Here is an 11,682-nt window from a genome sequence, read left to right on the forward strand (position 1 = left end):
TCGAGAGCTGCCTGCCGAGCCGGGGCGCCTGCCCCCCGCTTGGGTACCATGTGCAAAAGGTTGGGCGACGCGCTCGGCCTAGTTCAGTAAAGACGACGAGAGAGAGGCTATGGGTGTCTCATCTTCCAGCTGTGCAGTTCTGAGCTGCGATGGTCCCTATACGAGCTTCTCGTTCGGCGGACATGACATTCGTTTTCGAACGCCCAAGAACCTCGTCAGGTACGTTGATGTTCGGGAATGGTACAAGGGCTATCTCGTGGTCAACGCAGAATACGATGGCTGCCCGGAGCCGGTCGAGGAGTACATCGACCTCGTCCCCATTTTGAGCAATCTCTACTTTGACGTTGATGAGTTTCTCGCTCCGATTCGCGGAGTGACCGTTGCATAGGTGATGCTCGACACAAAGATCGATGAGCGATAGCCTCCCGCTGTGATACGAAGGGACAGTCCCTTCGCAACATTCACGCGACCGCGCCAAATGCGTTCAGGAGGTCCTTCTCGAGAGCCCTCTCGTCGACGACGAATCCGTCGTCGGAGCGTGTGAGGACAACGTCAAGCGTGCGTTCCTCGACGGGAGCCGCCTCCGTCGCGGTTTCGAATGTGCGGAGGACGTCCTCCTGAAGATCCTCCGAGAGCGGCTCCCCGTCGCGTACGCCCTGGTTGTAGAAGTAGGTGCTCATGCCCTCGCTGGCCTTGGATACGATCTCGCCGGCCCGGGGCGCCCAGACGTGCACGCCGACGACCGCTGCGTCGCCGGAGAGCCCGACGTCCTCGATGGAGTACGTGAGCCGGGAGACCATTTGACCCGCCCACGCCTCGGCGTCGATCCCCAGGTCCTCGGGCGTGTGGCGCAGGCCCCGCCTGAGCCTGCCCTCGAGCCAGCCCGCAAGCTCGGCGGCCAGGTCGCTGGAACTCGGCTTCTCTTTCAGGGCGGAGAGTCTCTCGCCCGTCGCGTCCACGGCGGCCCGCTCGTCTGCGGTGAGCTCGTAATAGGGGAGCGCGACGCGGTCCTCTGTCGGAGCGTCAAGCTGCTCCGAGACGCTGCTCCCAAACCGCACCGCAAACTGCACGACGTTGACCACGAGAAACACCGCGATAAGCACCGCAATCACTGCCGCCGTCCGCTTGCTATAGCCGCGCGCCCGCAGATTCTCGCGCATCTTGGGCGAGTTCATCGTGACCGGAGGTTTCTCGTACATGGTCGCCCCTTTCGTAAGGGCCGGCAGCCGAATCGCTGCCGTTTCCAAGCTTGTACCCAGCGTGGGGGGCTAGGCGCGCGTCTGCCGAGCGGATGATGCCGTCTGCCGGACGTTCTTCTCGACTTTATCGACAAACGATAATTAGTGGTACAAGAACGATAAGAGCAGACAGACGAGAAGAATGGAGGGGTTGCGATGAAACACGAGATGCTGACAAGGGCGCAGGCGGACGGGCGCATCCGCGGCGCCGCGCGCGTGGCGACGTGCTTTTGCTGGGTCGCCGCCCTGGTGGCCCTGCTCCTGGCCCTGTTCAACGCGTGGTCGACGGTCTTCCTCACGACCGCCTCGATGCGGGAGTCCGGCCGTGACGCTGCGACCGCCTTCTTTACCACGAGCGATGCGAGCGGCAATTTCCTCGTGAGCGAGACGGACGAGCAGCCGCCGGAGATTCGTTACGACGAGGGCGGCAACGAGGTCGGTCGCTCGCAGGTCATGGGTGGCGAGGTCTCCTATTCCGGCAGTCCAATCTCGAGCCTCGCCAACGGCGTCGTCTTTGGCGGCCTGGCGTGCGCGGCGTTTGCCCTCGCGGCGCTCATGTGCTCCAAGATCCGTCAGACCGGCGTGCCGTTTGCGCCCGAGCGCGCGCGTGAGCTGGGGCGCGTGGGGTGGCTGGTCCTTCTCGCCGGGTGCGCGCCCACGCTGCTCCACATGGTCCTGGAGGCCATCGCGGCCGCGGTGGTCAACGCCCTGGTGGAGTCCGGCGAGATGCTGAGCTACGCGCTCACGGCGAGCTTCGAGCCGCAGGACCTGATGCTCGTCTCGCTGGGGATCGTGCTGGTGCTGGTGGGCCGGGTCTTCGAATACGGCTGCATCCTGCAGAAGCAGGACGACGAGACGCTGTGAGGGCCGCGCGATGATTGTGCTGCGCCTCGACCGTGTGCTGGCGGACCGCAAGATGCGCTCGAAGGAGCTCGCCGAGCGGGTGGGCATCTCCGAGGTCAACCTCTCCCGCATCAAGACCGGGCGCATCTCCGCGGTGCGCTTCTCCACGCTCGACGCGATCTGCCGCGTGCTGGACTGCCAGCCCGGGGACATCCTGGAGTACGTCCCGGACGAGGAGTGAGCGCCCGCCGGCACAGCCCACAGGGTATGTACACCGCCCTTCAGGGTATGTACGATCACGGGAGAGAGGTTCTTATCGCCCAGGCCTTTGAGCTGCGGATTTGCGAGAGGAGCCTCTGACCGGGGTGTACATACCTTGAAGGGGCGGTGTACATACCCTCAAATGCCCTCGCCCGCAAGGGAGCTTCGCTCCGGAGCCTCGCGCCGCCCCCAACCGTGAAATATCTGCCGAGACGCGGCCTTCCTGCGGAAGTTTGCTACTATATGAAGGCTGTGAAATCCGCGGGCGTGGTGGAACTGGTAGACACGCTGGATTTAGGTTCCAGTGGGGGAGACCCCGTGAAGGTTCGAGTCCTTTCGCCCGCACCACGCAAGGAAACATGGCGGGGCAGGCCCGCCAGGCACGAGACACTGGAGGAACGTTGAAGATCACCGTCACCGCTGAGAAGCCCGTCGACGAGAAGATGGCCGCCAAGGTCACCGTTCCCGCCGCCGACGTCAACGCAGCCATCAAGAAGACCTACAAGGACATCGCCAAGAAGTACAACTTCCAGGGCTTCCGCCGCGGCCACGCGCCCCGTCCGGTGATCGACGGCATCATCGGCCGCGAGGCCGTGCTCGCCCAGGCCACCAACGACCTGCTCACCGCCCTCGAGCCCATGATGCTCGAGGAGCTCGACGTCACCCCCGTGGGCCGCGTGAGCTTTGGCCCCGAGGGCGCCGACCCCGAGCTCGCCGCCGAGGGCACCGACTACGTCGTCGACGCCACCATCGGCGTGCGCCCCACCGCGGAGCTCACCTCCTATGACGCCCCCGAGATCAACCTCCCGCCCGAGGAGGCCACCGAGGCGGAGATCGACTGGCAGATCAACCAGCTCCTCAGCTACCAGGTGACCTACGAGGACGTCGAGGAGGACCGCGCCGCCGAACCCGGCGACATCGTCTCCGTCGACATCGAGAACGTCGAGGGCGCCGGCCACCTCGCCGGCAAGAACCGCCTGCTCGCCCTTGACGGCCAGCAGCTCCCCGAGCAGCTCCAGGAGGGCATCGAGGGCATGAAGAAGGGCGAGGAGAAGGCCATCGAGTGGACGCGCTCCCACGAGCACGACGGCGAGACCATCTCCCACACCTTCTCCGTCAAGGTCACCCTCAACGCCATCAAGAAGGCCGTCACTCCTGAGCTCGACGACGAGATGGCCAAGAAGTACGGCTACGACTCCGTCGACGCCTTCAAGGAGGCCGTGAAGGAGGAGATCGAGGGCGACAAGAAGACCACGATCCCCAACCTCAAGGAGGACCGCGTCGTCGAGGCCGTGGGCAAGCTGCTCGACCTCGAGACCGTGCCCGAGGCCTATCAGAACGAGATCTTCAACGAGCTCGCCCAAGAGTTTCTCGGCCAGCTTCAGCGTCAGAACGTCTCCCTCGACATGTTCCTGCGCGCCCGCGGCATCAAGTCCGACGACTTCATCGCCGACCTGCGCGTCCAGGCCGAGGAGCGCGCGCGTCAGTCCCTCGCGCTCGACGCCGTGGCCGCCAAGCTCGGCCTCGAGGTCACCGAGGACGAGGTCCGCGGCGAGTTCGAGCGCGCCGGCGTCGAGGACGTCGACGCCTCCTACAAGGAGTGGAAGAACGAGGGCCGTCTGCCCGCCGTCCGCGACTCCATCCGTCGCACCAAGGCCCTCGAGTGGCTCGTCGACAACTGCAAGGTGACCGTCGTCGACGAGGTCGCCGAGCGCGCCGCCGCGGCCGAGAAGAACGAGGACGCCGAGTAGCCTCTCTCTCACGTTCACGGAGCCCCGGGCGAGCAACTCGTCCGGGGCTTTCTACAAAAAACGTCGAACGAACGGAGTTCGAATGCACCAGCCCACCAACATCCCGCTCATCCCGTACGTGGTCGAGCAGACGCCGCGCGGCGAGCGCAGCTACGACATCTACTCGCGCCTGCTCAACGACCGCATCGTGTTTCTCGGCGAGGAGGTCACGCGCGACTCAGCCAACCTCGTGATCGCCCAGCTCCTCCACCTCGAGAGCCAGGACCCCGACAAGGACATCTCGCTCTACATCGACTCGCCCGGCGGCGACGTCTACGCGGGCCTGGGCATCATCGACACGATGAACTTCATCAAGCCCGACGTCTCCACCATCTGCGTGGGCATGGCGGCCTCCATGGGCGCGGCCATCCTCGCCTGCGGCGCCAAGGGCAAGCGCCTCGCGCTTCCCAACTCGATGGTGCTCATCCACCAGCCGAGCTCCGGCGTCTCCGGCCAGCAGACCGACATCCAGATCGTCGCCGACGAGACCCGCTGGATCCGCCAGCGCCTGAACGAGATCCTCGCCGACGCCACGGGCCAGCCCATCGAGAAGATCAACGCCGACACCGAGCGCGACAACTACATGCGCGCCGCCGAGGCCTGCGCCTACGGCCTTGTCGACAAGGTCATCTCCTCTCGCGTCGACCAGAGCCAGGAGTAGCGCATGTCCAACTTCGACCAGTCCGGTCCCGGCTTCCCGGGCAACGAGGTGCACTGCTCCTTCTGCGGCAAGAGCCGCAGCCAGGTGAGCAAGCTCATCGCGGGGCCCGGCGGGGTCTTCATCTGCGACGAGTGCGTCCATGCCTGCTCCGACATGATCGACGAGGCGGAGTTCGACGCCGCCGACGACGTCACGGAGCTTCCCGCCGACGAGCTCCCCATCAAGGACCTGCCCACGCCGCATGAGATCTACGACGAGCTCTCCCAGTACGTGATGGGCCAGGAGCAGGCCAAGCGCGCCATGAGCGTGGCGGTCTACAACCACTATCGCCGCATCCTGTCCGGAAACGACGAGGTCGCCGAGGGCGTCGAGGAGGTCGAGATCGCAAAGAGCAACATCTTGCTGCTCGGCCCCACCGGCACCGGTAAGACGCTGCTCGCGCAGACCCTCGCGCGCTTCCTCGAGGTGCCCTTTGCCATCGCCGACGCCACCACCCTCACTGAGGCCGGCTACGTGGGCGAGGACGTCGAGAACATCCTGCTCAAGCTCATCACCGCTGCGGACGGCGACGTGGAGCGCGCGCAGGTGGGCATCGTCTACGTCGACGAGATCGACAAGATCGCGCGCAAGGCCGAGAACCTCTCCATCACGCGCGACGTCTCCGGCGAGGGCGTGCAGCAGGCGCTGCTCAAGATCCTCGAGGGCACCGAGGCGAGCGTCCCACCCCAGGGCGGCCGTAAGCATCCCCAGCAGGAGCTCATTCGCATTGACACCACCAACATCCTGTTTATCTGCGGCGGCGCCTTCGTCGGGCTGGACAAGATCGTGGCCGACCGCATCGGCAAGAAGGGCATCGGCTTCAACGCCGAGGTCGGTCGCAACGCCGAGAAGGACGAGGACTACCTCATGGCGCAGGTCATGCCTCAGGACCTGCACAAGTTCGGCATGATCCCCGAGCTCCTCGGCCGCATCCCCGTGATCACCGCCACCCGTGAGCTCACCGAGGACGACCTCGTGTCCATCCTCACGCAGCCGCGAAACGCGCTGGTGAAGCAGTACCGTCGCATGTTCGAGCTCGAGGGCGTTGAGCTGGAGTTCGAGGATGACGCGCTCGTGGAGATCGCGCGCCAGGCGCTCGAGCGCGGCACCGGCGCGCGTGGCCTGCGCGCCATCTGCGAGGCCACGCTGCAGGACACGATGTTCGACCTGCCGAGCGACCTCGACATCACCAAGGTTATCGTGACCAAGGAGAGCGTCGGCGGCGGCGAGTCCCCACGCCTCATCACCAAGGCCCACGGCAAGCATCGCATCGCCGGGTAGCGAGGTCGCAAGACGGAAGCGGGGCGTCGTCCAACCAGGACGGCGCCCTTTCTGTTAGTTGGGGACAGTCCCCAATTCACATAAAATATTTGTGCTAATTGGGGACTGTCCCCAATTTACAGGTTGGCGCCGCCAAGGCCCATGTAGGTTCGGATGACGGCCTTGCGTCGCAGGGACCCGGCGGGGCAGACGGCGTCGAAAGCGGGCATGATGCCCTTGTAGAGGGCAATGACCTGCAGGCGCTTGGCGAGTCCCTTTGCCGTGGCGCGCGACTCCTCGAGCTGCCCGCGAATCTCATCGAGATAGGGGGAGCGCATCGCGTAGCGCCAGAAGTCGTCCGCGCGGTCGGCGTCGGGATAGAGCCAGGGTCGGTTGTCTGGTCCCGCAAAGTGGATGATCGCGGGGTCCGCGGCGGCCTCCTCGTACTCCTCGCAAACATCAGCGGGGGCGTTGGCGATGATGTGGGTGCGGCGGAGGTGCTGCCAGTCCATGAGGTAGTTCCAGCGCATGTGCACGCGGACGTAGTCGCCGTTCACGACCTTGTTGAGGATGTCCTGGTCGAGCCAGCGCCACATGCGCTGGGTGGAGAGGTCGAGAAACTCCTGCGGCGTGATCGTTCGACGAAGCTCGGCGAGGTTCATGAGCAGGACGCCGGCCTGGAAGTAGTCGTGCGGGTCGCGCATGCCGAGCTCATCTTTGAGGTAAGGCCCGACCGTGGCGTCGTAGCCGTCGATCTGGCCGATGGTGTCGGCGTCGCGCGTGGCGGCGAGCTTGTAGCCCTCCACGTCGACGTCGTAGAGCTTTGCCACGTCGTCACAGACGATGAGGTCGGAGTCGAGGTAGATCGCCTTGTCGACGTTGGGCAGGAGCTGCGGCGAGAGCAGGCGATAGTAGGTCTCGGGGCGGAAGTGCCCGTGATGGGGGAGCTTGATGTTCCCGAGCGCAGCGTCCACGTCGAGAAACCCGATGCCCACGTTGTCGGACTTGGCCTGGCGCGTGAGCGTGATCATGCTGGCCGGCGAGATGTCGCGCGTGAGCACCACGATGTCGTAGCGTCGCTCGGCGCTGGCGTTCTCGATGATCGACTGCACCGCCACGGAGAGGTACGGCACGAAGTTCTCGCTGCAGGCAAAGACGACGACGACGTCATCAAGCGGGAGGTCGAGGTCCTCCGACGTGCTCGCCAGCATGGTCGACGAGAGCGGGTTTCTCACATATGTGGTCTTGCGCAGCGGCTTCATGGGACCTCGGTTCGTGCGCCTTCATGACCCGTCAACTCTACCATTGACGGCGCGGGCGCTCAAATGGCGAGAAGGGCGCGTGCCCTGACGACGGCACGAAGGTCCGCCGCGAGTTCCGCAGCCGCGCCCTTTGTGGCGAGGACTGTCTGAGCGCCGGGCCTTCGTGCCGTCGGCAGGGCCCGCGTACGGTCAGCCCAAGAGCTCAGCTGCGTTGACGGCGACCTGATGTCGCACGGCCTCTGCAGTGGTATTTCGGGCGTCGGCGATGCCGGCGATCGTGCATTCAAGGGAGTCGACGATGTCATCGGCGGTGGCGGGGGAGTGCTCGCCCTCGGGGAGGTCGGTCTCGGTGAGCAGGAGCTCGGCTGGGAGGATGCGGGCGTACTCGCGGCCGCGGCGGGTCGCGAGGGAGCGCTCCCCGAGCGAGAAGAGGCAGCCCAGGCGGGCGGCTCGCCAGAGCTCCTCGGAGCTTCCGGAGAACCAGTGGAGCACGCAGCGGCAGGTCGAGGCGGCGCCTGTCTCCTCGAGGACGTCGAGCACGGTCGAGGCGCAGTGCACGGCGTGGATGGAGAGGAGCTTGGGGAACGCGGGATCGCTCGTCTTTGCGCACTCGGCACAGATGCGCTCGAAGGCCGCGAGCTGAGCGTCCCAGGTGGCAGCATGGCGAGGGGACGCGTCAAGCCCGATTTCTCCGACGTATCGAGTCTCGGGGAGCAGCTCGCAGAGTGCCTCTGCGTCCCGGACGCCATGGACCCACCAGGGGTGGAGTCCGGCAGCGGGGGCCACGAATCCGTTTGTGCCGAGGGATGATTGCATGCGCAGATACTCGTCCGGGGTGACCGTGACGGCATACAGGCTCAAGGCCTGTGCCGCCGCCCCGCGCGCGACGGCCACGGCGTCGGAGAACCAGCCCAGATGGACGTGCGCGTCATAGAGCATGATGGCAGGCAGCATCAGGAATCACCCCGGGGACAGTATAGCCTGAGCAGTCTGCCGCCTGCGCCTGAGCCCCTTCGCCGTCGGCACCTCCCTGCAAAAGCGTCCTTCGATCCATATTTGGTCCGCGCGCGAGACAAAAGTCGCCTTCGATCCATGCGTTTTTGCCGTCATACGGGCGCTTTGCGTCGCCCCCGTAAACTGAATCCTGCGATTTTTTAAAACAGGTGCTCCCTGGACGCCAAAATCTCATGGATCGAAGGCGGGTTTTGTTCCCGGAGACACCGGAATATGGATCGAACCCAACTTTTGCAGACTCTTTGGCGGGCCGCCAAAACGCAGCCAACTCGAGCGTGCCATGGCGCCGGCTCACTGCGCCCACGTGCTATCCTGTTGAGCTGATATGAACGCGCGCCACGAGAGGACATGCCGTGGAAGAGATGCCCAAGAACTACGATCCCCAGACCGCCGAGCCCGAGCTCATCGAGCGCTGGATGAGCGCCGGCTGCTACCAGCGCAGCAAGGGCGTGGGCGACTGCACCGTCGTCATCCCGCCGCCCAACGTCACGGGCATCCTGCACATGGGCCACGCGATGGACGACTCCATCCAGGACACCTACGTGCGCTACAGCCGCATGCGCGGCCGCTCCACGCGCTGGATCCTGGGCACCGACCACGCGGGCATCGCCACGCAGACCAAGGTCGACAAGAAGCTCAAGAGTGAGGGCGTCTCCCGCCTGGAGATCGGGCGCGAGAAGTTCCTCGACGCCTGCTGGGACTGGACGCGCGAGTACGGCGGCACCATCGTCTCCCAGATCAAGCGCATGGGCTGTTCGATCGACTTCTCCGACGAGAAGTTCACGATGAGCCCCGAGTTCTCTCGCGCCGTCCGCAAGGTCTTCTGCGACTGGTACCACGACGGTCTCATCTACCGCGGCAAGCGTATCGTCAACTGGTGCCCGTCCTGTTGCACCGCCATCTCCGACGACGAGGCGGAGTACCAGGACGAGAAGGGCCACCTCTGGTACCTCCAGTACCCGCTCGTGGAGCCCGTCGACGGCATCGATCACATCACGGTGGCGACCACCCGCCCCGAGACCATGCTCGGCGACACGGGCGTGGCCGTCTCCCCGCAGGACCCCGAGAAGGCGAAGCTCGTCGGCAAGATGGTGCGCCTGCCCATCGTCGACCGTGAGATTCCGATCTTCTCCGACTGGCACGTCGACGCCGGCTTTGGCACGGGCTTCGTGAAGGTCACGCCCGCGCACGACCCCAACGACTACGCCATGGGCCAGGCCCACGACCTGCCGCAGATCAACATCTTCGACGAGCACGCGGTCGTGGTCGACGGCTACGGCGAGTTCTCCGGCATGAACCGCGATCAGTGCCGCGAGGCCGTCGTCGCGTGGTTCGAGGAGCACGGCCTGCTCGAGAAGGTCGAGGAGCTCGACCACTCCGTCATGCACTGCTACCGCTGCAACACCGCGCTCGAGCCCTGGCTCTCCGAGCAGTGGTTCGTCGCCGTGGACAAGCTCAAGGAGCGCGCCACGCAGGTCGTGCGCGACGGCGAGGTCAAGTTCCACCCCGAGCGCTGGACCCAGACCTACCTCACCTGGATGGACAACCTCAAGGACTGGTGCATCAGCCGCCAGCTCTGGTGGGGCCACCGCATCCCGGTCTTCTACTGCGAGGACTGCGGCTGGGAGGACGCCCTCATGGAGGACACGGACGTCTGCCCCAAGTGCGGCGGGCACCACGTCCACCAGGACGAGGACGTGCTCGACACCTGGTTCAGCTCCCAGCTGTGGACCTTCGCCACGCAGGGCTGGCCCGATGACACCTCCGAGCTCGCCGAGCACCACCCCACCAAGGTCCTCGTGACCGCGCGCGACATCATCGCCCTGTGGGTGGCGCGCATGATCATGAGCTCGCTCTACTTCACCGACGAGGTGCCCTTCCACGACGTCTACATCTACGCCACGATCCTCGCCAAGGATGGCAGCCGCATGTCCAAGTCCAAGGGCAACGGCGTGGACCCGATGGAGCTCATGGAGAAGTACGGCGCTGACGCAATGCGCTACAACCTCCTCACGCTCATCACCAACAACCAGGACGTCAAGTTCGACGCCAACATCGACAAGAAGACGCACCAGCTCATCGACAGCCCGCGCACCGAGCAGGCCCGCGGCTTCGTGACCAAGATCTGGAACGCGAGCCGCTTCGTCCAGATGAACCTCGAGGGCTACGAGCCGGGCGCCCCGGCCGCCGTGACGCCCGAGGACGCGTGGATGCTGAGCCGCCTGGCCCGCGCCGTCGCGCACGCCACCGAGCAGCTCGAGACCTACGCCTTCGGCGACTACGCCCGCGAGATTCAGAGCTTCTTCTGGGGCGACGTCTGCGACTGGTACATCGAGCTCTGCAAGGGCCGCCTGCTCGACGGCACCCCCGAGGAGCGCCTGCAGGTCCAACGCAACCTCGTCTTTGTGCTCGACACCTGCATGCGCCTGCTCCATCCCGTCATGCCGTTCGTGACCGAGAGCGTCTGGGACGCCCTGCCTGCGAGCGGCCTTGACGACCACTCTGCGGAGTTCCTCATGGTCGCCGCCTGGCCGGAGCCGGAGCGCTACGCCGAGTTCGTCAACGAGAAGGCCGAGAAGGACTTCGAGCTCGCCAAGCGCGTCATCTCCTGCGTGCGCTCCACCCGCGCCCGCTATCGCCTCTCGCCGCGCGCCGAGCTCGATGTCTGCGTGCGCTGCGCCGCTGACGACGCGTCGGTTCTCGCTGGGCAGGAGGGCTTCGTGCGCTCCGTGGGCCACGTGGGTTCCTTCTCGGCGGCCGCTGAAGCCCAGAAGCCCGAGGGCTGCGTCTCCGTGGCCGACGGCTCGCTCGAGATCTTCGTCCGCGTGGGCGACCTGGTGGACCTCGCGGCCGAGTCCGCGCGCCTGACCAAGGAGCTCGCCAAGGCCGAGAAGGACCTCGCGGGCGTGGAGCGCACGCTCGCCAACGAGGGCTTCGTCGCCAAGGCGGCGCCGGAGGTCATCGAGAAGAAGCGCGCCCAGGCCGCCGAGCTCACGGCTACGATCGAGCAGCTGAAGACTCAGATTTCTGACTTCGCGTAGGTTCTCCTGCGCGCTGTGCGCCGCCCGCGCTTCTCGCCAGCTCATTGGGCTTCGCCCAAAGGTCGCTGGCCGAGAAGTGCGGGCGGCGCTCTCATGTCGGCCCTCGCTCAGACTATTAGGTGGGGCATGGCGCCCTGGCGTACTTTGACCTTCCCGCCCTGCCCTGCCCTTTGCGGGTATGTACAGTGCGCATACCGGGTATGTGCACTTCTCGACTCGTCCGTTTTTCTCGCCCGATCCTTTGACCTGCGGGTTTGCGAGAAGGACCTCGTG

Annotated in this window: 10 protein-coding genes and 1 tRNA gene; 8 read left to right on the top strand and 3 right to left on the bottom strand. The window is 65.6% G+C overall.

What is annotated here, in order from left to right:
* Window positions 1-109 precede the first annotated feature (109 nt).
* Window positions 110-388 carry a hypothetical protein gene (locus tag NW198_RS08610; RefSeq protein ID WP_258340798.1) on the top strand — a complete coding sequence of 93 codons (279 nt, stop codon included), beginning with the start codon at window positions 110-112 and terminating at the stop codon, window positions 386-388.
* A 73-nt stretch (window positions 389-461) separates the two neighbouring features.
* Here the strand turns inward: NW198_RS08610 and NW198_RS08615 are convergent, their stop codons facing one another.
* Window positions 462-1,199 carry a hypothetical protein gene (locus NW198_RS08615; protein WP_258340799.1) on the bottom strand — a complete coding sequence of 246 codons (738 nt, stop codon included), beginning with the start codon at window positions 1,197-1,199 and terminating at the stop codon, window positions 462-464.
* Between the two features lie 195 nt (window positions 1,200-1,394).
* On the opposite strand from NW198_RS08615, the gene NW198_RS08620 reads away from it, so the two are divergent.
* From NW198_RS08620 to clpX, 6 genes are all read left to right on the top strand, one after another.
* Window positions 1,395-2,102, top strand: a complete 708-nt coding sequence (locus NW198_RS08620; protein WP_258340800.1) for a hypothetical protein — start codon at window positions 1,395-1,397, stop codon at window positions 2,100-2,102.
* A gap of 10 nt (window positions 2,103-2,112) precedes the next feature.
* Entirely contained in the window at window positions 2,113-2,322 is a 210-nt protein-coding gene (locus tag NW198_RS08625; RefSeq protein WP_087316736.1) for a helix-turn-helix transcriptional regulator, read from the top strand.
* A 281-nt stretch (window positions 2,323-2,603) separates the two neighbouring features.
* Window positions 2,604-2,690: transfer RNA gene (locus tag NW198_RS08630), tRNA-Leu, on the top strand.
* Between the two features lie 53 nt (window positions 2,691-2,743).
* Window positions 2,744-4,093 (top strand): trigger factor, encoded by a 1,350-nt coding sequence (tig, locus tag NW198_RS08635; RefSeq protein ID WP_258340801.1) that lies wholly within the window; start codon window positions 2,744-2,746, stop codon window positions 4,091-4,093.
* 82 nt (window positions 4,094-4,175) lie between these two features.
* Entirely contained in the window at window positions 4,176-4,793 is a 618-nt protein-coding gene (locus NW198_RS08640; protein WP_087316734.1) for an ATP-dependent Clp protease proteolytic subunit, read from the top strand.
* A 3-nt stretch (window positions 4,794-4,796) separates the two neighbouring features.
* Complete coding sequence (gene clpX, locus NW198_RS08645) at window positions 4,797-6,113, top strand: ATP-dependent Clp protease ATP-binding subunit ClpX (protein ID WP_087316732.1); 1,317 nt, start codon at window positions 4,797-4,799, stop codon at window positions 6,111-6,113.
* 116 nt (window positions 6,114-6,229) lie between these two features.
* Here clpX and NW198_RS08650 read toward each other — a convergent pair whose 3' ends face one another.
* Window positions 6,230-7,354, bottom strand: coding sequence for a glycosyltransferase family 8 protein (locus NW198_RS08650; protein ID WP_258340802.1), 1,125 nt, complete (start codon window positions 7,352-7,354; stop codon window positions 6,230-6,232).
* A gap of 189 nt (window positions 7,355-7,543) precedes the next feature.
* Entirely contained in the window at window positions 7,544-8,308 is a 765-nt protein-coding gene (locus NW198_RS08655; protein ID WP_258340803.1) for a TatD family hydrolase, read from the bottom strand.
* A gap of 413 nt (window positions 8,309-8,721) precedes the next feature.
* Here NW198_RS08655 and NW198_RS08660 point away from each other — a divergent pair, with 413 nt between their 5' ends.
* The gene (locus tag NW198_RS08660; RefSeq protein ID WP_258340804.1) at window positions 8,722-11,409 is read left to right on the top strand and encodes a valine--tRNA ligase; all 2,688 of its coding nucleotides are present in this window, start codon (window positions 8,722-8,724) and stop codon (window positions 11,407-11,409) included.
* Window positions 11,410-11,682 lie beyond the last annotated feature (273 nt).

Origin of the sequence: Thermophilibacter sp. ET337 (assembly GCF_024733715.1) — a bacterium.
Lineage (GTDB): Bacteria > Actinomycetota > Coriobacteriia > Coriobacteriales > Atopobiaceae > Thermophilibacter.